19 protein-coding genes and 5 pseudogenes are annotated in these 21,859 nt (G+C 69.9%); 9 read left to right on the forward strand and 15 right to left on the reverse strand.

Annotation, left to right across the window (positions count from 1 at the left end; all coding sequences use genetic code 11):
* Positions 1-673 precede the first annotated feature (673 nt).
* The 3 genes from ACZ6ZR_RS34165 to ACZ6ZR_RS34175 all read left to right on the forward strand — a co-directional run bounded on the left by ACZ6ZR_RS34165 (position 674) and on the right by ACZ6ZR_RS34175 (position 2,158).
* Positions 674-1,087 (forward strand): hypothetical protein, encoded by a 414-nt coding sequence (locus tag ACZ6ZR_RS34165; protein WP_465649150.1) that lies wholly within the window; start codon positions 674-676, stop codon positions 1,085-1,087.
* Positions 1,088-1,115: 28 nt separating this feature from the next.
* Complete coding sequence (locus ACZ6ZR_RS34170; RefSeq protein ID WP_465649152.1) at positions 1,116-1,751, forward strand: class F sortase; 636 nt, start codon at positions 1,116-1,118, stop codon at positions 1,749-1,751.
* 221 nt (positions 1,752-1,972) lie between these two features.
* Positions 1,973-2,158 (forward strand): hypothetical protein, encoded by a 186-nt coding sequence (locus ACZ6ZR_RS34175; protein ID WP_465649153.1) that lies wholly within the window; start codon positions 1,973-1,975, stop codon positions 2,156-2,158.
* Positions 2,159-2,208: 50 nt separating this feature from the next.
* Here the strand turns inward: ACZ6ZR_RS34175 and ACZ6ZR_RS34180 are convergent, their stop codons facing one another.
* Positions 2,209-2,622 (reverse strand): SsgA family sporulation/cell division regulator, encoded by a 414-nt coding sequence (locus ACZ6ZR_RS34180; protein ID WP_465649155.1) that lies wholly within the window; start codon positions 2,620-2,622, stop codon positions 2,209-2,211.
* A 343-nt stretch (positions 2,623-2,965) separates the two neighbouring features.
* On the opposite strand from ACZ6ZR_RS34180, the pseudogene ACZ6ZR_RS34185 reads away from it, so the two are divergent.
* Both ACZ6ZR_RS34185 and ACZ6ZR_RS34190 read left to right on the forward strand, forming a co-directional pair.
* Positions 2,966-4,221: pseudogene (locus ACZ6ZR_RS34185) on the forward strand (IS3 family transposase).
* 71 nt (positions 4,222-4,292) lie between these two features.
* A complete protein-coding gene (locus ACZ6ZR_RS34190) occupies positions 4,293-4,571 on the forward strand; it encodes a hypothetical protein (RefSeq protein WP_465649157.1) in 279 nt (92 codons plus the stop codon).
* A gap of 162 nt (positions 4,572-4,733) precedes the next feature.
* On the opposite strand, the gene ACZ6ZR_RS34195 is transcribed toward ACZ6ZR_RS34190, so the two are convergent.
* Both ACZ6ZR_RS34195 and ACZ6ZR_RS34200 read right to left on the reverse strand, forming a co-directional pair.
* Positions 4,734-5,399 (reverse strand): collagen-like triple helix repeat-containing protein, encoded by a 666-nt coding sequence (locus ACZ6ZR_RS34195; protein WP_465649159.1) that lies wholly within the window; start codon positions 5,397-5,399, stop codon positions 4,734-4,736.
* Positions 5,400-5,826: 427 nt separating this feature from the next.
* A pseudogene (locus ACZ6ZR_RS34200) lies at positions 5,827-6,650 on the reverse strand (IS5 family transposase).
* A 464-nt stretch (positions 6,651-7,114) separates the two neighbouring features.
* Between ACZ6ZR_RS34200 and ACZ6ZR_RS34205 the strand changes: the two are divergent.
* The 3 genes and pseudogenes from ACZ6ZR_RS34205 to ACZ6ZR_RS34215 all read left to right on the forward strand — a co-directional run.
* Positions 7,115-7,810 (forward strand): annotated as a pseudogene (locus ACZ6ZR_RS34205) (IS5 family transposase); the annotation flags it as partial.
* 536 nt (positions 7,811-8,346) lie between these two features.
* The gene (locus tag ACZ6ZR_RS34210) at positions 8,347-10,128 is read left to right on the forward strand and encodes a reverse transcriptase/maturase family protein (protein ID WP_465649161.1); all 1,782 of its coding nucleotides are present in this window, start codon (positions 8,347-8,349) and stop codon (positions 10,126-10,128) included.
* 111 nt (positions 10,129-10,239) lie between these two features.
* Positions 10,240-10,380: pseudogene (locus ACZ6ZR_RS34215) on the forward strand (IS5 family transposase); the annotation flags it as partial.
* A 26-nt stretch (positions 10,381-10,406) separates the two neighbouring features.
* Here ACZ6ZR_RS34215 and ACZ6ZR_RS34220 read toward each other — a convergent pair.
* The 6 genes and pseudogenes from ACZ6ZR_RS34220 to ACZ6ZR_RS34245 form a co-directional block, all read right to left on the reverse strand.
* A pseudogene (locus tag ACZ6ZR_RS34220) lies at positions 10,407-11,360 on the reverse strand (IS30 family transposase); the annotation flags it as partial.
* A gap of 133 nt (positions 11,361-11,493) precedes the next feature.
* Positions 11,494-11,787 carry a DUF6087 family protein gene (locus ACZ6ZR_RS34225; RefSeq protein ID WP_465649163.1) on the reverse strand — a complete coding sequence of 98 codons (294 nt, stop codon included), beginning with the start codon at positions 11,785-11,787 and terminating at the stop codon, positions 11,494-11,496.
* A gap of 25 nt (positions 11,788-11,812) precedes the next feature.
* The gene (locus tag ACZ6ZR_RS34230; RefSeq protein WP_465649165.1) at positions 11,813-12,250 is read right to left on the reverse strand and encodes an NUDIX domain-containing protein; all 438 of its coding nucleotides are present in this window, start codon (positions 12,248-12,250) and stop codon (positions 11,813-11,815) included.
* A 29-nt stretch (positions 12,251-12,279) separates the two neighbouring features.
* Positions 12,280-13,071: an SDR family NAD(P)-dependent oxidoreductase gene (locus ACZ6ZR_RS34235; RefSeq protein ID WP_465649167.1), complete on the reverse strand. Its 792-nt coding sequence runs from the start codon at positions 13,069-13,071 to the stop codon at positions 12,280-12,282.
* Positions 13,068-14,138 (reverse strand): hypothetical protein, encoded by a 1,071-nt coding sequence (locus ACZ6ZR_RS34240; RefSeq protein ID WP_465649169.1) that lies wholly within the window; start codon positions 14,136-14,138, stop codon positions 13,068-13,070. Before ACZ6ZR_RS34240 ends, ACZ6ZR_RS34235 begins: the two co-directional genes overlap by 4 nt.
* Before the next feature lie 31 nt (positions 14,139-14,169).
* Positions 14,170-16,059 (reverse strand): nucleotidyltransferase family protein, encoded by a 1,890-nt coding sequence (locus ACZ6ZR_RS34245; RefSeq protein ID WP_465649171.1) that lies wholly within the window; start codon positions 16,057-16,059, stop codon positions 14,170-14,172.
* 170 nt (positions 16,060-16,229) lie between these two features.
* On the opposite strand from ACZ6ZR_RS34245, the gene ACZ6ZR_RS34250 reads away from it, so the two are divergent.
* Positions 16,230-17,546 (forward strand): XRE family transcriptional regulator, encoded by a 1,317-nt coding sequence (locus tag ACZ6ZR_RS34250; RefSeq protein ID WP_465649172.1) that lies wholly within the window; start codon positions 16,230-16,232, stop codon positions 17,544-17,546.
* On the opposite strand, the gene ACZ6ZR_RS34255 is transcribed toward ACZ6ZR_RS34250, so the two are convergent.
* From ACZ6ZR_RS34255 to ACZ6ZR_RS34280, 6 genes are all read right to left on the reverse strand, one after another.
* Positions 17,489-18,391 (reverse strand): hypothetical protein, encoded by a 903-nt coding sequence (locus ACZ6ZR_RS34255; RefSeq protein WP_465649174.1) that lies wholly within the window; start codon positions 18,389-18,391, stop codon positions 17,489-17,491. The two genes, ACZ6ZR_RS34250 and ACZ6ZR_RS34255, sit on opposite strands and share 58 nt — an antisense overlap.
* Positions 18,388-18,651 (reverse strand): hypothetical protein, encoded by a 264-nt coding sequence (locus tag ACZ6ZR_RS34260; protein ID WP_465649176.1) that lies wholly within the window; start codon positions 18,649-18,651, stop codon positions 18,388-18,390. The genes ACZ6ZR_RS34255 and ACZ6ZR_RS34260 overlap by 4 nt, the downstream gene beginning before the upstream one ends.
* Before the next feature lie 230 nt (positions 18,652-18,881).
* Positions 18,882-19,565 (reverse strand): hypothetical protein, encoded by a 684-nt coding sequence (locus tag ACZ6ZR_RS34265; protein ID WP_465649178.1) that lies wholly within the window; start codon positions 19,563-19,565, stop codon positions 18,882-18,884.
* Positions 19,562-20,200 (reverse strand): hypothetical protein, encoded by a 639-nt coding sequence (locus tag ACZ6ZR_RS34270; RefSeq protein WP_465649179.1) that lies wholly within the window; start codon positions 20,198-20,200, stop codon positions 19,562-19,564. Before ACZ6ZR_RS34270 ends, ACZ6ZR_RS34265 begins: the two co-directional genes overlap by 4 nt.
* A 3-nt stretch (positions 20,201-20,203) precedes the next feature.
* Positions 20,204-21,436, reverse strand: coding sequence for a hypothetical protein (locus tag ACZ6ZR_RS34275; protein WP_465649181.1), 1,233 nt, complete (start codon positions 21,434-21,436; stop codon positions 20,204-20,206).
* Positions 21,436-21,732: a WXG100 family type VII secretion target gene (locus tag ACZ6ZR_RS34280; protein WP_465649183.1), complete on the reverse strand. Its 297-nt coding sequence runs from the start codon at positions 21,730-21,732 to the stop codon at positions 21,436-21,438. Before ACZ6ZR_RS34280 ends, ACZ6ZR_RS34275 begins: the two co-directional genes overlap by 1 nt.
* Positions 21,733-21,859 lie beyond the last annotated feature (127 nt).

A 21,859-nucleotide genomic window follows, 5' to 3' on the forward strand; every position in this document is an offset into this window, starting at 1 on the left:
CCCATCGGAATCAATTCATCAGTCCGGCAGGTCACCACCCCATCCCTCGATCGGCTTGACATACCGTCACACTCCCTGAAAAGACGTCCTCCTGGTCGGGTCCGGTGGGCTCCGAATGCCCCGAAGGGCCCGCTCGTCCAGTCAGGAGTGGCATTCGGCGGAGGGACTGAGCCGAGCGGGTTGGACGGCAACTCCAGGCGGGTGTCGACGGCCGGGCGGTCGGGGGAGTCGGGTTTGGCGGAAGGCCGGTCTTCACAATCATGAGGTAAATGTTCGCGCAGGAGCCGGGTATGACCACGCGTCAGGCCCGGCTTCGGCCGTGAAAGGAGCTGGCTTAATGGCGAGACTCGCTATGGGACTAGCGGGCGCCGCAGTAACCGCAGCATTTCTCGGCACGGGCGGTCCTGCATTCGCAGCACCCCGGGACGGCATGCCACCCGGGTGGTGCGCGGCCCACCCGGCCCGGTGCGGTGAGCCCCCGAAGGCCAAGGCGCCGAAGAAGGCGGACCCCGGCGACCCCGGAAAGGCCGCCACCCCCGGCGCAGCCCCGGCACCCGCCGCACCGGCACCGGTGGCAGCCGTTCCGTCGGATCCGGGCGACCCCGGGGATCCGGTAGATCCGGTAGATCCGGGAGACCCCGGAGGCCATGCCACACCAACCGCCGCTCCGACCGTGCCCGTGCCGCTGACCGTGGACCCAGCCGTCACCCACCCCGGCGGCACGGTGCAGATCAACGCAGGGATCACCTGCCCCGACGGCTCCGCGACACTCATCTCACCCGTAGTCGCCGCCCCGGTCCAGCTCCCGCCCGGCACCTCCGGCGGCCAGCTCACCGTCCCCGTCGGGACCGCCCCGGGCAGCTACCCCGTCACCGCGACCTGTGCCGGTCGCCCGGGGGCCAACGGCACCATCACCGTCACCGAACCCGCAGCGCCCGCCACCGGAGGCGGCTGGAAGGCCGGCCCCGGCGAGGAGACACCCGGCCTCGCGGGTTACGGAGCCATCGCCCTGACCGGCGGAGCCACCAGCGCCGCCGTCCTGCGCCTCGTACGGCGCCGGCGCGGCCGAGCCGTGAACGGTGCCTGAACGGTGCCCGCGCCGCATCCGGACCGTCGTGGCCGCCATCTCCGGCACCGTGCTGCTCACCGCCCTGCTCGGAGCCGTCCTCGACCCGGGCCACCCCACTCCCACGTCCCCGCCCGCTCCCCGGGCGGCGGCCGTCCCGCAACAGACCGCCCAGCTGACGCCCCCTCAGCAGGTTTCCCCCTCCCCCGGCGGACACTCCCCACTCGCTCCGTCCACACCGATCCGGCTCACCATCGCCTCCATCGGCGTGGCGGCACCACTGCTCGCCCTCGGCTCCGATGACAAGGGCCGACCCGAACTGCCGCCCTACTCCACGCCCGGCACTGCCGGCTGGCTGAGGGACTCCGCCGCCCCGGGTGCCCGGGGCGCGGCCGTGGTGGCCGGGCACGTCGACACAATTGACGGTCCGGCGGTCTTCTGGGCCCTGTCCACCGTGAAGGCAGGAGCCACCGTCGAGGTGACCCGATTGGACGGCGCAACGGCGGTGTTCACCGTGGACGAGGTCCGCACTTTCTCCCGGAAGGCATTTCCGAACGACCTGGTCTACGGACCGACCCCGAGGGCGGAACTCCGCATCATCACCTGCGGTGGCCGATTCGACCGAACTGAACGTGAATACACCGGAAACGTCATCCTATTCGCCCATCTGACGGACACTCATTGAGCCCGCACCGGAATGGACGGCAGCCGAATGCCCCGGTCCTCTTTCGAGCCGGGGCATTCGGCAAGAACACGCGGGGCTCACCGCTGTCGCCGGTCCTACCGGTGGAAACGGTTCGGGACGGCCGGCGGATGTCCGTCCGCAAACCGGCCGTCCCAGCAAGTGCGCGCCTCACGGTCGGAACCGGGCAAGCGGGTTGCGCTTGGACGAAATACCGTCGCCTCATGGTGAAGATCGTGTTTACTGCCCGCCGGCCCAAGCAGCTTCAGTGCCCGCGCTGCCGCAGCGGGGTGGAGGCCGTGTACCTCGACGCCGCCCCCGACCTGGACGGGTCCAAGCAGTACATCTGGGCGGCCGGACCGTGCCGGAATCCCCAGTGCTCGCGAGCCGAGCGCCATCCGTCCCCGTGACGACGCAGGCGATCTCCAGCCGCTGGGCACCGCGCCGGGGGACGGACAGGTCAGTTCGATCGCTTGAGCAGCTCGGCGATGACCAATGTCCAGTCGATCAGCCGGCCTTCCGCGCCCGGTGGAACACGCCGGAGGCTCGAGGTGAGGAAGGCACGGATCTCCGCCGTCCGGATGGCGGCCACTGCGCTGCCCTCCACTGATCGGAGCTCCACCGCCGTCTGTTCGGGGCTCTGGGGCCAGATCCGCACGTCCCCTTCGCCGGCGGCGGCGTCCAACCCCTCGAGCAACAGCTGCCTGGCGAACACCCACGTCACCGGTGCTTCGTTGAGAGCACACTTCGACCCGACCACCAGCCGGACCGCGTAGGGGTCCGACACCAGGTACTCGAGGTGGGCCTCGACATCGGGCAGAGCGGGCGTCACCAGGGTCGCGGTGAGCGGTTGGACTACGAATTCTCGGCGCACGGACACACTTCCACGAAATGGGGACGGCAACCCCGCTGGTGTCGAGGCCGGTCACTTGTACCCCACATCTATGCCCTCACGCCTGGGCAACCGAGCAGTAGCTGACGGACCGTTACGGCAACCGGCCGCTTCCGGACCCCACCGATCGCATCCGCGTCAGCAGCCCCTCGCGGTCACGAAGCGGACAGCGGGTCAACGCGGCGGCATCCACGGATGCACACGAAGGGGTGAACACCAGTCAGAGCAGTGCCACGGCGCACCGACGTCTTGGCGGCCCGCGACCACCAGCCACTGAACCGTTCCGGGTTCGGCGGAGACTCGATTTCGTGTAAGGATTCGAGTCATGGCACGTCCCTCCTCCTACCCGCTTGAGCTGCGCCGTCGTGCCGTGCGCATGGTCGCCGAGGTCCTCGGTGACTACCCGAACGAGTCCGCGGCGCTGACGGCCGGCGCTGAGAAGCTGGGCATCGGCTCGGCCGAGACCCTGCGCAACTGGGTGCGACGCGACCAGGTCGACTCCGGGCAGCGGTCCGGTACGACCACGGAGGGGTCCGCGCAGATGAAGGCGTTGAAGAAGGAGATCGCCGAATTCAAGCGCGCCAACGAGATTTTGAAGGCCGCGGCGAGTTTCTTCGCGGCCGAGCTCGACCGGCCACACCTGCGCTCGTAGCGTTCATCGACGAGCACCGGGACCGCTTCGGCGGTGTCGAGCCGATCTGCCGCGTGCTGACCACGCACGAGTGCGGCATCGCCCCCTCCACCTACTACGCCTACAAGCAGCGGGAGTTGAAGCCCTCGCCGCGTTCCGTGCGGGATGCCGAACTCACGGAGCTGATCACCGAGGTCCACGAAAACAACTTCGCCGTCCACGGCGCCCGCAAAGTCTGGCGCGAGCTGAACCGCCACGGCCATACGGTGGCCCGCCGCACCGTCGAACGCCTGATGCGCGAGATCGGCATCACCGGCGCGGTCCGCGGCAAGCGGGTGATCACCACGATCCCCGGCGGGCAGGCCGGGCGCGCGCCGGACCTGGTGGACCGTCAGTTCGTCGCCGCGGCCCCGAACCGGTGCTGGGCCGCGGACTTCACCCACGTGAAGACCTGGGCCGGCGTCGTCTACGTCGCCTTCGTCGTGGACACCTTCTCCCGGCGCGTCGTCGGCTGGTCGGCCGCCACGGTCAAGGAGACCGTCTTCGTCCTCGACGCCCCGGAGATGGCGATCTGGCAGCGCGACCGTGACCAACACCCCATCCAGCCAGGGAAGTTGATACATCACTCCGATGCCGGTTCGCAGTACACGTCGTTCCGGCTCGCCGAGCACCTGGACGCCGCCGGCATCGCGGCGAGCATCGGCTCGGTCGGCGACGCCTTTACGACAACGCCCTGATGGAGTCGGCGATCGGACTGTACAAGACCGAACTGATCAAGCCGCGACGGCCCTGGCGGACACTGTCCGAGGGTCGAACTGGCCACCGCCGAGTGGACCGACTGGTACAACCACCGCAGACTCCACGGTGAAATAGGCCACATCCCGCCCGTCGAGTACGAGACCAACCACTACCTGACAACCACAAAACCACAGGTCATAGCCACCAACTGAGCTCTCTACCGAACCCGGAACGGTTCAGAGCTCTGCATCGCGGGGTACCTGGTCTACGAGGACGGAACGTCATGCAAGCCCTGAACAGGTACCAACTCCAGGCAGCGCTGCGCGAGTTCGGCGTGAGTGACACCGCCTACGGCATCAACACCCGGGACTTCAAGACCTTCGTCTACATCCCGGGGTCGGTGCCCGTCCTCGGCCAGGGGCTGGACGACCGCTGGTACATCGACGTGCACGAACGTGGAGAGCAGTGGGTCGAGGCCAGCTTCGACACCGAGGCAGAGGCCTGCGCCTACCTGTACGACACGGTGACGCGCCGTTGGGCCAACCGCCCGTCTCAGGGATGACCGCCGCGTCCCGCCACTGAAGCACCGGTGCGGCCCGGCAGGTGAATCGGTGAAATCGCCGTCACCTGCCGGGCCGCACCGCTGTCCAACTGAGAGGACGTTTAGGGTGCATCCCGCCCACGCCGCATCACAGTTGTTCCGATCGGAGGATGCCTGTTCTCGTCAGGCCACGGACGCGCAGTCCGCATATGCGGTGATCGGGAAAACGCCGCCGGTGGCACTGTTCTGCTGGAAGGAAACACGCCATGAGTTCGTCGACAGATCAGCCCGACTCTCCCAGAGCCAGAAGTCGACCGGCTTCGACGGGTCGGTACGATTGCCGTGCTCGAACCCCCCGCCCACTACCTTGGTTCCCGCCGGGCACTGTGCCGTCGCAGTAACCTTCGCGTCCTTCTCGGCAGGCAGCATCACCGGAGTGCCCTTTACCTGCTGAACGGTAGGCTCCTTGACCGTTCCCGGATCGCCCTTGTCGCCCTTCTCGCCCTTGTCGCCCTGTGGCCCCACCGTTCCAGGCACACCGGGGTCACCCTTCGCGCCCTGGGCACCGGGGTCACCCTTCGGACCCTGGGCACCGGGGTCGCCCTTGACGGGGGTTGCCGGCTTCGGGCTAGCGGCCTCGCAGAATGCCACCGGAGCGGAGTTCTTCACGTAACGCGCACTCATCCAGCCGTCACGATTGGCCAGTCGGTACCAGATGCTGTTGCCGGCCACGTTCTCACCGTGCACCTTGCACGCCAGCTGCACCCGGGCACCCGAGGCGTACGAACCGAGGACCTTCGAGTTCGTGGTCGGCTCCGCCCGGACCATCTGGCCGATGCGCGAGACCACATCTCCGCCCACGGCGGCCTGGGCCGCAGGTGCAATGCACAGTGAAGCCACCGTCCCGGCCGCCACAACAGACCAGGCCGACCTATTCACTCTGAACACTTCTCGTATCCCATCTCAATGGTGCCGCTTCGACCAGGATAAGAATGGTGCTCGGGCATGGCACAGAAGTAGCAAACACGCCGCCAGGGTCTAATCGGGGGAAATCGTCGGATCGGCACACAGTAATTTCTCTTTCGCGACGGTGGTGCCGAGCCTGACGACGACCTCGTGCATGATTACTGACTTCGGAGCGTCAAGGTGAGTTTTACCGCCTGAACACCCATGTCTCCCACGCCATACGCGAGTTGGTCGCCCAGCACGCGTGGCTGACGGTGTCCGCGAAACCGGTCGGGCCCCTCACTGGGCGTTTCATCCCTGGTCCTGAGGTTCATGTTCCGCGCCAGGTGGGGGTGGCCTCGCCGGTGAGTCGGCGGGTCATGAGGCTGATCATGGCGATGTGGACCATGGCTTCGGAGCGGGCCGGCAGTGCTTCGTAGTCGCGGGCCAGGCGGCGGTGGCTCATGAGCCAGCCGAGTGTTCTCTCGACGACCCAGCGGCGGGGCTGGACGACGAATCCCCTGGTCGTGGGGTCGCGGCGGACGATCTCGACGTCGATGCCCAGGGCGGCGCCGTGCTCGATGACGGCGTTCTTGTAGCCCATGTCGGCCCAGGCCTTGCGGACCGTGGGGTGCTCGGCCGTGACCCGGGTCAGCAGGTGCCGTCCGGCTGTGCCGTCCTGGACGCTCGCGGCGGTGACCAGCACCGCCAGAAGCAGGCCGATGGTGTCGGTGACGATGCTGCGTTTCCTTCCCACGATCTTCTTCGCGGCGTCGACGCCCTGGCCGGCGGCGGGGACGTTCGTGGAGGTCTTCACACTCTGCGAGTCGAGGATGCAGGCCGTCGGCTCCGGGGTGCGGCCCTCCGCGGCGCGGACCAGGCGCCGCAGCAGGCCGTTGAGCTGCTCGAACAGGCCGTCTTTCTGCCAGCGGGCGAAGTAGGCGTAGACGGTCTGGTGGGGCGGGTAGTCGTGCGGGAGGTAGCGCCAGGGGATGCCGGTGCGGTCGACGTAGAGGATCGCGTCCAGCAGATCGCGCAGGTCGTGCTCGGGTGGGCGACCGAACGCCAGGGCGCGTTCGGTGCGGGCCTGGCGGGCTCGACAAGTGCCCAGCAGGCATCGGACAGGTCACTCGGATACGGCCGACGTTCCGTCATGATGACGGCATACTGCGGAACTTGGCCCCCGCCCAGAGGCTGCGGCCGCTGGCAGGCAAAACCAGTGCAGCCCGGCGTCCTGGGATGAGACAGGACGAAGAAGGCTATCCGGGCGGATTCTGTGCACCCGCTCCACTTCCATCACACCGGCCCCTGAGCTACCACAGGCAACACCCCAGGCAGGCCCCTGAAGGGGGAGCAACCACCTCATCCAGCAGCGAAACACCCAGTCACTGGGTGTTTCGTCGCCGAAGGTGCTGGTTGGTGGCGATTCTCTGGCTGCTCGCCGGGCAGTCTCGGGTGACGGCAGAGGCGGTGGTGACAGGGGTGCCGCCTGCAAATGAGACGCCGCCAGAACTGCGCACCTGCTCCTGTCTCATTCCAAGACGTACGGTTACACCGTATTCATACCTCGGATCCCGCCACCCCTGGGCAGAAGCGAAGTTCCGCAGTATGCCGTCATCATGACGGATCGTCGACCGTACCCGAGCGACCTGTCCGACGCCCGCTGGGCGCTGGTTGAACCCACCCTGGCCGCCTGGCGCCAAGCCCGCACCGCGCGTGCCCTCGCGTTCGGCCGCCCGCCCGAGCATGATCTGCGCGACCTGCTCGACGCGATCCTCTACGTCGATCGCACTGGCATCCCCTGGCGATACCTTCCGCACGACTACCCACCTTGGGAGACGACGTACGCCTACTTCGCCCGCTGGCAGAAAGACGGCCTCTTCGAACAACTCAACGGACTCCTGCGGTGCTTGGTCCGCACCTCCGAGGGCCGGGAGGCCGAGCCGACGGCCTGCATCATCGACTCCCAGAGCGTCAAGACCTCCAACAACGTCCCCGCCACCACGCAGGGCGTCGACGTCGGGAAGAAGATCGTAGGCCGCAAGCGGAGCATCGTCACCGACACGATCGGCCTCCTGCTCGTGGTCCTGGTCACCGCCGCGAGCGTTCAGGACGGCACCGCCGGCCGACAGTTGCTGACCGCGGTCGCCACCGAGCACCCCACTCTCCGCAAAGCCTGGGCCGACATGGGCTACAAGAACGCCGTCATCGAACACGGCGCGACCCTGGGCATCGACGTCGAGATCGTCCGCCGCGACCCCGCCATCAAGGGATTCGTCGTCCAGCCCCGCCGCTGGGTCGTCGAGCGCACCCTGTGCGCCACGAGGCGCTCTGTTTGTATCCCCGGTTCAGCCGGGAGGAACTCGGAAGGAGGTTCCTGGGCCGAATGACTCACCTGGATCCGAAAGGCGAAGGGGACAAGAGCATGTCAGAAAACCGGTGACTGGGCCCAGTTGTCTGGGGCGGTGTGCCGGGCGGCCCGCGCGATATGGCGAAGACTGGATTGTTTGAAGCCCAATCTCCAGAAGATGCAAGTCCCCATCCGTCGGAAAGACAGCTGAAACCGACGCCGACCCTGCACCGGTTTCGATTGTGTCAACTGGTGCAACTTCCGGGGTTCGGGGCGATGTCCAGCGAGGACATTCAAGGAGATGAGTGGGACGCCTAAGTCGCGCTAGAACGTACAGACAGGGACGAACGTGGGATCGCCTACGGGACGCGAGTCCTAGGGCGACGGAGGCCCCGTAGTAGTCGCCGGAGTCACGCCCGGCCAGGGAGGACGGGAAATCCGTCCACATTGGGCGAAGGGGGCCAGGTGATTCGGACACCCGGACATGGGGAGGTATGCGAAATGCAGAGCGCCGCAACGGTGCTGGGTGTCCTGCGTGAGCGCGGCAGGCGTGGCCTGCCGTGCGACGAACTGTATCGACAGTTGTTCAACCCGCAGTTGTATCTGCTGGCCTACGGTCGCATCTACGCCAATCATGGCGCGATGACGCCCGGGGTCACGCCGGAGACCGTGGACGGCATGTCCCAGCGGAAGATCGACCGGATCATCGAGGCGATGCGCCACGAGCGCTACCGCTTCCGGCCGGTCAGGCGCGTGCACATCCCGAAGAAGAACGGGAGTACGCGTCCTCTGGGCCTGCCGACCTGGTCGGACAAGCTCGTCGGGGAGGTGGTCCGCCTGCTGTTGGAGGCGTACTACGAGCCGACGTTCTCCGATCGATCCCATGGATTCCGTCCCCGTCGGGGCTGCCACACCGCGTTGCGGGAGGTGGCCCACACCTGGACCGGGACTTCCTGGTTCGTCGAAGGGGACATCGCCGACTGCTTCGGCAGCCTGGACCACCAGGTCCTGCTGTCGATCCTCGGCGAGAAGACCCATGACCAGCGGTTCCTGCGGCTGGTGCGCAACATGCTCAGCGCCGGATACCTGGAGGACTGGAAATGGGGCGCCACGCTCTCCGGAGCACCGCAAGGCGGAGTGGCTTCCCCGATCCTGTCCAACATCTACCTGCACAAGTTGGACGAGTTCGTCGAGAAAGTTCTGATCCCGGAGTACACCTATGGAGAGCGCCGGGCCAGAAACCCGGCATATCTGGAGTTGCAGAATCTGCTGGCGAAAGCCCGCCGGCGCGGTGATCGGCCCCAGGCCCGGACATTGCGTCAGCGGATGACCGGCCTGCCGAGCGCGGATCCGAACGATCCGGAATATCGGCGGCTGCGTTATGTTCGCTACGCGGATGACCATCTCCTTGGATTCACCGGACCGAAGGCCGAAGCCGAGCAGATCAAACGCCGTCTGGCGGAGTTCCTGCGTGACGAACTCAAGCTGGAACTCTCCCAGGAGAAGACGCTGATCACCCACGCCCGCACCCGGGCGGCACGGTTTCTCGGTTACGAGATCACGACCCAGCACAACGACACGAAGAAGACCGGCCGCTACCGCAGGGTCAACGGCCAGATCGCCCTTCGAGTCCCCCGGGACGTGATCAAGGCCAAATGCGAGCCCTACCTCGCCCGCGGCAAACCCGCGAAGCGAACAGCCCTGATCAACAGTGGTGATCACGCGATCGTCGCCACGTTCGGGGCCGTCTACCGGGGCATCGTCCAGTACTACCTGCTTGCCGGAGACGTCTTCCGGCTGCACCGGCTGCAATGGGTCATGGAGACCTCCATGCTCAAGACCCTTGCGGGCAAGCACCGTTCGACCGTGTCGAAGATGGCCGCCAAGCACAAGGCCAGGATCGACACACCAAACGGGCCCCGAGTCTGCTTCGAGGCCCGGATCGAGCGGACGAACAGGAAGCCACTGGTGGCGCGGTTCGGTGGAATCCCTCTCCAGCAGCAGCGATCGGCGAAGATCACTGATCGTCGGCCTGTCTGGGTGGACTACCCGCAGAAGGAGCTGATCACCAGGCTTCTGGCGGACACGTGCGAGATCTGCGGGGCCACCGGTGATGTCCAGGTGCACCACGTCCGTGCCCTGGCCGATCTCGCTCGTGCCGGATGGCCACCGTCCGACTGGGCGCGCGTCATGCTCGACCGGCGGCGCAAGACCCTCGTGGCCTGCACCGCCTGCCATGACCGCATCCACAAGGAACGAACGGCCAGATCACTCACGTCGTGATCACTGGAGAGCCGGATGACCAGGAAACTGTCATGTCCGGTTCGGCGGGAGGCCGCGCGGAAAAGGACCTGTCACGGGCAGGCACCTCGCCGCGCGGCCGACCCAACCGCCTGGCTCATGAACCACCGCCGCCTCGCTCGCGACTACGAAGCACTCCCGGCCCGCTCCGAAGCGGTGATCCACGTCGCGATGATCAGCCTCATGACCCGCCGGCTCACCGGAGAAAGCACCCCAACCTGGCGCGGAACCTGACCCCAAATGTCAGGGACGAAACGCCCAGTAAGGGATCTCCTCAGCCGTGCCGGGAGGGAGCCGACGGTGTCCACCAAGGCGTCACGAACGGCCTGGGCGCTGCGGTCCTCCGGCAGGTGCAAGAGCATGACGTACCGGGTGGTGCGCTCAACCAGGGTCCCGATCGCCGACTTCTTGTCCTTGCCGATGATCAAGTCGCCCTCCCAGTGGCCGGGCACCGCCCGATCGTGGGCTTCGACCGGCCTCTCGCTGATCATCACCATCGGTGTGCTGAAGCGCGGTTGGCGGCTCCCGTGCTGTCGGCGGCGCTTGCGGCGGACCCGCCCCGAGCGCAGGATGCGGGCCGCCTCACGACGCAACTGGCCGTGGTCCCGGGAGTAGAGCGCCTGGTAGACGGTCTCCGGGACCACGTGCATCTCCGGCTGGCCGGGAAACTGCGCCCGTAGGGAGTGGTATATCTGCTCAGGGCTCCACCACCGGTCGAGCATCGCCTGGACGGCTTCAAGCAGCTCCGGGTTAGAGGTGATCTTGCGTCGCTTGGGACGGGGCCGGCGGGCGTCGGCGCGGCGCTGGGCGGCGTGCGGCCGGTAGTACCAGGAGCCGCAGTCGTTCAGCACAGCGCGGTTGCGCCGGACCTCGCGGCTGATGGTGGACGGGCTGCGGCCGAGCTCAGCGGCGATCTGCCGGATCGTCGCTTTCTCCCGCAGCCGGTCGGCGATGTGAACGCGCTCGTCCTCGGTCAGGTACCGCGACGGGCCGGAGGGCGGTACCACCGAGTCGATCGGTGGTACCGCCCTCCGGCCCCGTTCGCTGCTGCGGCCGCTACGCCATCTGTTGCCCGTCCTGCGGTTGATGCCGACGATTCGGCACGCCTCGGTGTTGCTGTACCCCTGCTGCATGAGCTGGGAGTATGCCGCCTGCTCCCGGGTCAGCCTTCGCTGGCCCGGGAACGCCTTCTCCTTGCGGATCTCGAAGTCCATCGCACCCCTTGAACTGGGATGTTGCAACGACTCCTGGAGCCCAAGAGTCCGGGGCCGCCGCTCAGGCCAGGCGCGGCTGACGCGAGGCTAGTTCATCGCCTACGGGGCCTCGACCACCAAGTGGCTGGACTGCCTAGGAGGTGCGGCGGTGTCGGCCAGGCTTCCTCTGCGCCGGTGCCGCGCCACCGCGCATGACGCCGTCGCCCTCGATGCCGTTCAGAATCCGCTGAGCTGACGGATAGTCGGGGGCTACTGCTTCGGGGAGCCACTGGTAGCCGTCCCAGCCCAGGAGCAGACGGGGTGCACTGCGGTCGACGTGGGCACCGCCGCTTCCTCCATGGAGGGGGATCGACTTCAGGTCCCCGATCGGGCGGCGCTTGGCCTCCCGCCGAGCGGCCCAGCGGTCGAGGGGTTCTTCGTCCTGCACTGCTGATGCTTCTCCCGGTAGACGGTCACGCGGTGGCGGCGAGCAGATCGCCGGCCTCGATCACGTCGGCCAAGAGCTGCTTGATCTGGGGCGGCATCAGGTTGAGCGCCTTGATGGCCTCGGTGGTGAGCGGGACCTCTTCGAGGTGGTACTCGCCGCGGTCGTCGCGGTCGAACTCCGGGCCGGTGCGTGCGGCGAAGTTCCACGCGGTGATGCCGACGAGGTAGAAGAACTCCGTCTCGTCCTTGTCGTTCGTCAGCTCGGCGAAGAGGCGGACGATCTCGCCGGTGCCGGCGATCTCCTCGCGGATCTCACGGAGGAGCCCGGCTTCGAGGGTGGTGTCGGTGTCCTCGACGCCGCCGCCGATCAGGACCCAGTACGGGTCGGCACCGGGGCGGACGCGCTTCATCACCAGGGTGGTGCCGGTCGGGGTGAGGAGGACGGCGCGGACGCGCTGCTTCATGGTGGTCTCCATCGTGGCTGGTGGGGCGGTCAGTTGGGAAGCCAACCGCCGTCGATGTGCAACGACTGGCCGCTGATGAAGGATGCGGCCGGGCTGGCGAGGAAGGCGATGGCGGCGGCGACGTCCTCCGGCTGGCCCCGGCGGGGGACGCACTGGCGGGCGACCTGGTCCTGCGGGCGGGCACGGTGATGCGCCGGGAGGTCGTTCTCGGCGTCGACCTGGATCGCTCCCGGTACGACAGTGTTCACCGTGATGCCGTGCGGTCCAAGTTCCCTGGCCAGCGAGGGTGTCAGGCCGAGCAGTCCGGCCTTGGCGGTGCTGTAGGCGGTCAGGCCGGGGCGGCCGATGCGGGCGTTGACGGAGGAGATGTTGATGATCCGGCCCCACTGGCCGTCGACCATCTTGGGGGTGACGGCCCGGCAGGTGCGGACGTGCGCGCTGAGGTTGATGTCGAGGATGCGGGCCCAGGTGTCCTCGTCGGTGTCCTGCCAGGCGATCCTGGGGTAGGCGCCGGCGTTGTTGACGAGGATGTCGACCGGGCCGACCTCCGAGGCGGCCTGGCTGACCAGCAGGGTGACGGCGGCCGGGTCGGTGAGGTCGGCGCTGACCTCGATGCCGTCGGCTCCCGCACGGCGCACAGCCTCCAGGACGGTGCGGGCCTGATCGATCTGGGCGTGGTGGGCGATGACGACGGTGGCCCCGGCGGCGGCGAGGGCTCGGGCGGTGGCCGCGCCGATGCCGGTGGCCGCGCCGGTCACTAGGGCGGTGCGGCCCTGGAGCGGGCGGTGGGCGAGCGGGAGTTCGGGCAGGGTGAGGGTCACGGTCGCTCCACGGGCGTGAGGGCGGACAGTGGATCGGTACGGGTGAACTGGGCCGCGGCGGCTTGGAGTTCGGCGAGCTTGGCCAGTAGCAGGAGGAGTTCGGTGTCGCCGAGCAGGCTCGGTGGGATGACGCCGAGGACCCGGGCGGTGAGGAAGGGCGTCAGTGCCTCCAGTTCGCGGCCAGGCGGCAGGCCGGCGGCCGAGCCGAGGTCGGTGCGCAGCCGGGCGAGGGGACGGTGGAGGGCGGCGGACCGACCGGGGCCGGTGGACCAGGTGTAGTGGAGTTCGAGGTGGCGGTGCCGAGTGGAGACTTCGGCGTGTTCGACGGTGGGGTGCGCGGCCGGGGGTAGGTGGAGGCGCAACGTGCGGATGTAGGTGGTGCGTTGGTGGTGGGGGACGAGCCAGCCGCCGAGGGCGTGCAGGTACCAGAGGAGGGTGGCGATGTCGCCGGGGAGGGTGTTGCGGCCGGCGTACTCGAAGTCGAGCCACACCGCGCCGCTGCCGGTCGCGGTGGTGGTGATGTTGGGTTCGGTGGGGTCGCCCTGGGTGAGGGCTGTGGTCCAGCGGCTGGCGGGGGCGAGGGCAGCGCGGGTGGCGCGGATCGCTGCGGGCACATCCAGCGGCAGGCGGGTGCCGTTGGCGGTGATGGTCCAGGCGGTGAGGTCACGGACCGGTGGGAGGGTGTTGGTGCCGGGGCTGAGGGTGAGGCGGGGGTCGAGCCACCAGCTCTCGATTCGGCCGCCGGGGCGGATGCGGTCGGCGTACAGGCCGGGGACGCACTCGGCGAGGGCGGCGGTGCGCCCGCTGGAGGAGACCGCGGCGATCAGGTCGTCACAGACGGCGTCGACCAGGTCGGTGACCGCGCCGACGGCGGCCGGGTCCTCGTCGGCGAGGGCGATCAGGTCGCCCAGGAGGTGGCCGGAGCGGCCGGAGGCGAAAACGTCCTCGTAGGTGAGCTGGTCGTGCTCGCCGTCGGCTGGGGTGCGGCCGTGGAACTCCGGGATCTGGAGGCGGCCGGCGAGCTGGCGCCAGCCGAACTCCTCTGCTGCTGCGGCCTGTCGGGGCATCCGCTTGTGGAACAGCGGCTGGCCGGGGCGCTCACGCCGCTGCCTCGGCGGTGGGCATGGTCGCCGTCCACTGGCCGAGCACGAGGGCGGCCAGCTCGCGGGCGGAACCCAGGTCGGTCCGGGCGGCTTGGAGCAGGCCGGGCGAGGTGCCGGTGCGGTCCAGGAAGGCGGCGAGGGCTTCCCGGTCCTCGGCGTGCTCGGTGTCCTCGAACCGCAGCAGTACCTTGGCGAGCAGCCCGGCGACCTTGTAGAGGGCACGCAAGTCCGGCTCGGTCTTCAGGAGTTGGCGGCGGATCTCCACGGCCGAGTCGATGCCGGCGGTGAGGCTGGCGGCGACGTCGTCGGCGAGCCGGGGCGCGGGGAGCGTCAGTCCGGGGCGCACCCACTGCGGCAGGAGGGTGCCTGAGCCCAGCAGGGTGAGGACGTGCAGCAGGCGGGAGGTGACCGCGCCCGCCCGGCACTCGGCCGGGCTGACGACGGTGATGCCGAGCTTCACCGTGTCGAGAGCTGCCTGCACATTCGTCAGCGCCTCGCGCAGCTCGCCGGTCCGGCCGGGGTCGGCGATGACGAAGACGTCGAGGTCGGACCAGCCGTGCTGGTACTTGCCGCGCGCGCCGGAGCCGGTCACTGCGAGGAGGTCGATCAGTGGCCGCTCGCCGCCGGTGGTGCGCTCCAGCAGCGTGGTGAGGAAGGTCTCCAGGGCGATGGGCAGGCCGAGGGTGTTCACCGGGGCGGTGGCCGGGACGGCCGCCGGCCAGCGGGCGTCGAGGGCGAGCCGGTCCAACTGCCGCTCCAGCGCCAGCCGGGTGCCGTTGTTGGAGATCACGAGGTCGGCGATCTCCCGGATCCGCGCGCCGCCCCGCGCGGTCTTCACCTCGTCGCGGATGTCCACGTCTTCGGGCCCGGCGGTACCGCGCAGGCGGCGCAGCTCGGCGGTGGTGTCGACGTAGGTGACGGTCAGCTGAGCGCCGAGGAGTCGCCGCAGTTCGGCGGTGACCTCGTAGTCGTGCAGGGACTCGATGGTGACGCGGTCGAGGTAGTGGTGGGCGGCGGTGTAGCGGTCGAGGGCGTCGAGGAGGAGTTCGGCGCGAAGCACCGGCGGCAGTGCGTACGGGTCGGTGATGCCGGCGTGGGCGGCGGCTTCGGCGAGCAGGTAGCCGATCTTGAGGCGGTCGTAGCCGTGGCGGGTGCGCAGGTACTTCCCCATCGTCGACTTGCCGCCCTCGGAGAGACCGCCGAGTCCGACGAACTGCACCCCGGCGACGCAGCTGGCGGGCACGGTGGGGACGTGCGGGTGCAGGAGGCGGCGCAGCTCGTCCTGGATGGCGGCCACCGGGCGGCCGTTGACGACGACGACCTCGGCGAAGCGGCCGTCGGCGGCGAGGCGGTGGATCTGGTGGTGAAGGTGGCGCTGGTAGGCGGCGTAGGTGTCGGTGACGCTCGCCTCGTGGGACAGGCTCAGGCGGACGCCGACCTGCGGGTCCTCGTGGTGGAGCAGCAGGATGCCGCGTTCTCCGGCCTCGGCCGCCGCCAGGTCGGCCGCGAACGGGCCGAGCAACTGCCGCGCCTGCTCGGCCGACTGCTCGGGGGCCAGGTCCTGGCGGACGGCCACGGTCGCGGCGAGGGAGGCCTCCAGCATCGGCAGTCCCCGGTCCAGCAGGCTCACCCCGCCCAGGGCGGCGGCGTGGCGGGAGCGGGCGAGGTAGGAGGAGGCGAGGACGTCGGCGACCTCCTCCAACGAGCCGTCCTGCCACCACCAGGGGCCCATCCCGTGCTGCTTGATCTTCTCCCAGCGGCCGTCGTGCGCGTCCAGCGGCCCGGCCAGCTGGGCGGCCGGGCCGAGCCTGCGCGCCAGCACTCCCAACTGCTTGGTCTTGCCCGTATTGTCCGCGCCGCTGAGCGCGACCATCGTGGTGCTCACGTCGAACCTCCGCACGTACCTCGAATGCCTGGGGCCGTCTCGGCCCGGAGGTGCGAGTACAACCGAACAGCCGTGCCGCACAGCAGGGTTCAACCGTCATGGAGGCGTCATGGAACCCGCCGGTTTCGGCCCGCACACACCTTCCCGGGTGCTGAGATGGGGTCGTGGACGTGGAGAAGGTTCAGCACCCGATCGCCGTCGCCCGTGCCCTGCGGGGCATGTCGATGACCGACCTGGCGATGGCGATGAGAGCTGCCGCACGCCGCTACGACCGGATGGCCGGCACCACCAAGCAGCAGGTCCACACGTGGGAGCGGCCCGATGCCCGCCCGCCGAGTGAGTGGTCACAGCTGCTCATGGCCGTGGCCCTCGGGGTCGACCCCGAACTCGTCACCGCGCTGGGCTGGCCGTACTGGCTGCCCGGCAGCGAAGCGCCTCTCCCCCTGGGCACAGGGGCCACGGTCGCCGCCCTCAGAGAGGCCCAACGCACCGCCATGCTCAACCGACGCACCCTGCTCGGCCTCGCGCCCGCCGCCCTGATCACCCTCTCCCGCCAGTGGGCCACCCTCGACCCCGCCCTGGCGGCCACCGCGGCCGACGGGCGGACCGTCGACCCGGAGTTCGCGAGCTGGCTGGAGAGCAGCGTCCACCAGCTCACCTCGCTGGCCACCGCCGACCGGCAGCACACCGCTCCCCTGCTGAACTCCTACTACGACACCGTCGTCGGCCTGCTTGAAGGCGCTTCCTACAGCCAACCCACCGGAATCCGGCTCCAGTTGCTCGCCTCCTCCCTCGCCCAGACCATCGGCTGGCACGCCTTCGACCACGAGCACCACCGCTCCGCCGCGCAGTACTGGACTGCCGCCCTCCACGCCGCCCACCACGCCGGGGACACCGACCGCGGTGCGGGCGTCCTCTCCGACCTCGCCTACCAGTCGATGTGGCTGGGCAACGGCGCGCCCGCCGTCGAGGTCTTGGACCGCGCCTTGGCCCGCACCCAGGACTCCACCGCCCGCAGCCTGCTCCACCTGCGCCGGGCCCGCGCCCTCGCCATGACCGGCGAAGCCCGTTCGTGCCGACGCGCCCTCGACGCAGCCGAGCACGACCTCAACAAGGCCGCCAGCGCCCCTCCGGCTTGGTGCTCCTGGATGAGCCCCGCCGACCTCGCCGTCGACTCCGGCCGCTGCCTCATCGACCTCGGCGACCCCGGCCCCGCCCACCACCAGATCACCGAAGGCGTCACCCTCCTCCCCGGCGCCCGCGACAAGACCCGGGCCGTCTTCCTCACCTACGAAGCCGAGAGCCTGCTGCGCCAAGGCGAGATCGACCAGAGCGCCGCCACCGCCCACCAGGCACTCCTGCTCGCCCAGCACACCGGCTCCACCCGCTGCATCCGTCAGATCAGCGGCCTCGCACCGGCCTTCGGCCGTCACCCGCACGCTGAGGGCGTCGACGTCTTCCTCGAAGCCGTCCGGTCAGCTGCGTAGCTGCGGGTGCTCGGCGGCCGGGGGCGGCTGTCGCCGTGGTTCGGGGTGCGGGTCGAGGGCGTCTTGATTGTCGGGGCGGAGTAGGAATCCGCGGTTGCACCGGGGGTGGGAGATCGGCCACTCGGCTGTGTCCTCGATGGTGCGCAGGGTGCGGGTGGCCTTGTCGGGGTCGGGGTGGCTGGTCCAGCCGCAGTCGTAGCCGTCGGAGACTTCGACGTGCTGGATGCCGTGTTCGCGGGCGGCGGCGAGGGTCCCGGTGTTGGTGGCGACGGCGGCCCGGGTTTGGATGGCGCTTCGGCCCAGGCCCGGATGGGCATGCGGGTGCCGTTGCGGTAGACGACGTGGTCGAGTCGGTAGGTGGAGGCGAGCCGGTCGGCGAGCCCTCGAGCGCCGGTCGGTGCGGTGGCGCGGTCAACCGCGAGGAGCGGCAGGTCGTGGCGGGCTGCGGCTCGGGCGGCTCGATAGAACGCCCCGGAGGTGCGGACCGCCTCCTGGGCTCGCCGGTGGAGGTCGCTGTAGGTGTCGGCGGTGAGGGCCCGCAGGGTGCTCTGGTGGGCGGGCGTCCACCCGAACGCGTGGCCGATGCCGGCGGAGGCGGCGCGGGCGGATTCCTCGTAGAGGCGGGCGACCTCCCGGTGCGCGAAGTCGGCGATCACCGTGTCCACGGCGTGGTGGAAGATGCGGACCGCTTCGGCGAACTTGGCTAGAGCAGAAGCGAGTTGGGCGGTGCGGCGGCCTGCGGCGAGGGCGGCGAGCACGACGGCCTGCGCGCCGATGAGGTGCTGCCAGCTGGCGGCGAGGTCGTCGGCGGCCCGGTCGGCGTCGGCGCGCGGCAAGTCGGTCATCGGGTGCAGCGGGCCGGGGTCAGGACGCTCGCCTCGAACTGGGGCGCGGCGTCGCCTCCGGGCGCGGTCTCGTCGGGCCCCAACACGCTGTGGAGTTCCACGAGTTGGCGTTCCAGGCCGGTGAGGTTGGCGCTGCGGTCCATGGTCACGACGCCGTCGACAACCAGCCGCAGGGGGTCTGCGAGCAGCGCGGCACGGCGCTCGGCGAGGACTTCGAGGGCGACGGCGCGAACGGTGCCGAGGCGGGGGTGCCATAGCAACGAAGAGGGCCCGAACGGCTCCGATCGGCGGGCGCCGGATGCGTCCGGGCAGCCAGTCGGCGTCCTGGCCAGCGAGACTGGCATCACGGCTGCTCCAGCCAGGACTGACCGGCCGGGGGAACGCGGCCGAGGAGCCAGCGGTCGGCCAGGGCATTCATCTGCCAGGAATCGCCGGGGGATGCCGAGCACTGCGGCGGGTGTGCCGGTCGGTCAGCAGGGTGCGCAGGGGGTCAGCGCAGCTGTGTTCCGAACGGGTCGTCAGGTGTGCCCGGGTGGGCGGCCGGACGGTCGGGGGCAGCCGGGCCGGGTTCGTTCTCGCCGTCGGGGACGCGGATGCTGCGGACCGTGCGGACGAAGAGCGGTGCGTACAGGGTGGGCCAGGCGGTGAGGTCCGGGGTGGTGAGTTCGACGAGCAGGAGGCCTTGGTGTTCGGGGGGCATAGGCAGGTAGGCCTTGGCGGAGAGCACCGGGATCTCCTCGCCGGGTGCGAGGGTCCAGGCGGGGGCGGGTTCCAGGGTGAGGACGACGGGGCCGGCCGGGGTGTCGAGGCGACTGACCTGGCGGGGGTCGGCGGATCCGGTTGCGGGGGTGAGGAGTTCGAGGAGTCCGGCTGCCGCGGTCTCCTGTGGGGTGTCGTCGCCGGTGGCGAGTTCGAGGACGGTGAGGGTTGCGGTGGAGGGACGGCCGTCCAGGGTTCCGGTGCAGCTGCCGGACCAGAGGGTGCCGAGCTCGCTGAGGGCGGCCGAGGCGTTGGCGTACAGCTCGGTGAGGGTGCGGCGCCGGTCTGCGCTGAGGTGCTCGGCGGCGGGACCGAGGTGGTCGAGGATGCTCTCGTAGGCCGCTTCGAGGTCCTCGGCGGGCTGGAACTCGGTGAAGCCCGCAGGTACGTCGAACTCCACGGTGCCGGTCGTCACTTGTCGTCCTCGGGGGTCGGTCGGTCGGATGGGTTCCACGCCGCGGCCGGGCTGCGGCGGGCGCGGTCCCGCACCCTGCGGGCGATGATCGCGCCGGTCAGCAGGGTGGCGATGGCGGGCAGGGTGAAGGCGGCGTCCCACCAGGCGGGCGGGATGGCGTGGCCGCTCTTGGTGACGCCGAGCGCTCCGAGCAGCCGGATGCCCGCGACGAAGGCGGCGAGCAGCACGAGGTTGAGCGGGCTGAGCCGGTTGCGCCAGGCGGGGATGTGCGGTTCGGGCAGTGAACCGAGCGGCGGCAGGACCGGCCCGTGGCCGGGTGGCCAGCCGGGTGGGGTCCAGAGCAGCGGCCACTGGCCGTCGTGGTTGAGGGACCACGCGACGGGCGGGTGGGGCAGGCGTAGGTCGGGGTGGCGCATGAAGGCGGCACGGTGTCCGGCGGCGGGGTCCAGGTCGAGGACGAGGTGCAGCTGTGGGCCGGTACGGGAGGGGAGCTTGCCCGCGTCGTAGTGGTCGAGGCGGTAGCCGTAGAGGCCGGCGACCCAGATGGTGCGGGCGAGTTCGGGCCCGCGGTCGACAGTGCGGACGGCGACGGCGGGTCGGCCGTCGAGTGCGCGGGCGAGGGCGTTGAGGTCCATGGTTCAGTGGGCCGCCTTGGCCTTGGCGTCCTGCTCCGAGCCGTCGTCCCAGGCGTTCTGCAGACCGACGAGCAACGGGCCGCCAGGGATCAGGAGTTCACCCCACTGGGTGCCGTCGCGGGGGATGAACTGCTTGATGCCGGTGGCGTCGTCGAGCCACCCGAGGCCGGAGAGGGAGCTGCCGGTGCCGCTGACGGCGTCGGCGGTCTTGCCGAAGCCGGCCAGCTTGGCACCCACCTTGCCGGCCTTGCCGAGCGCACCGACGACGGGGAGGGCGCCCGCGACGTCGAATCCGAAGGCGGTCATGGGTACGTCCGCACCACCGAGCTTGGCGACGCCGTGGGCGCCGAGGGCACCGACCGACAGGGCGGTGGAGGCGACCCCGGTGGCCGCGCCCGCCGCGCCGAGCACGGCGGCCAGCGGCGGGATCTCGACCGTGACGGCGGCCGCGCCGAGCAGGGCGAGCGAGGCGATGCCCATCATGCTGCTGGCGTTGCTCAGCGCGTCGCCGACGGCCTTGATGGCGTTGGCGTGCTGGCGCACCCAGGCCATCGTGTCCTCGGCGAGTTTGATGTGGAGGGCGGCGAACTCCTTGACGCCGTCCAGCAGGCTGGCGAACCAGCCCGGTCCGTCCGGTGCCTGGTCGCCCGCGCGGGCGACCAGGGCGGCGGTCTCCTTGGCCAGCTTGTCGTGTTCGTCGCGGAGTGCTTTCGCCTGGTCGACGATGGCCCGCAGTTCGCCGTCGGCGGTTGCCAGGCGGGCCTGGGCGGTGCGCATCCGGGCGGTGGCCTCCTCGGCCTGCCCCTCGTCGGCGAACCACCGGCCTCCCCAGTCCAGTGCGGGATCGTCGGCCGCCTGGTCGCGCTCGCGCTTGGCGGCCTCGGCCTGCGCCTCCTGCTGGTCGGCCTGCCGCTGCATGGCGCCCAGCTGGTCCTGCCAGCCGGCCAAGGCGCGGTAGGCGGAGTCGAACGAGGCGTGCGCGGTGTCGAGCTGACCGGGCAGCTTGGCGATCCGGGCAGAGAAGGCATCGGCCGCCTTGCCCTGCCAGGCCTGGCCGTTGTCGGAGGCCCGTCGGACGCTCTCCTGCGCGTCCTGGAGTTCCTTCGCGGCCCGCTGGAGGTCCTGGACCAGGGTCTGGATGCCGGGCAGGCTGCCCGGCGCGGGGTCGAACCCGAGCGCGTCGAAGCCCTCGCGGTCCGCGGACGGGCCCCAGAGCGGGAATCCGCCCCCCGACATCAGGCCGCCTGCCCGGTCAGCGCACTACGGATGGCGCCGTCCGTCTGCCGGTAGTTGGCGGCCGTGGTGGTCAGCCCCTCGCCGATCGCGTGCAGCGTCTGGTTGAGCTGCTTGAGGCCGTACCCCCAGTCGTCGGCGAACTTGGCGCAGGCGCCGTCGAGCCACTGGTCGCCGGTGACCTGCGGCGAGGCCTGGTCCAGTGCGTGCATCGCTCCCGCCATGTTCCCGGTGGCCTCCCGCAGTTCCTTGGCGACCTGATCGAGTTCGTCGGCCTCGACCCGGAACCCCTCTGCCATGTTCCCCCCTGTGTTCCCGCTCGGTGATCGTTCCGAGGGAACCACCGGATCCGCTGCTCCGGCCCGCCTTTGACGGTTCCCTGATGTCAACGCTCCGTCAGGACCGGCACCCCGGATCGTCTGCTTT

The organism is Kitasatospora sp. NPDC088742 (genome assembly GCF_055584905.1).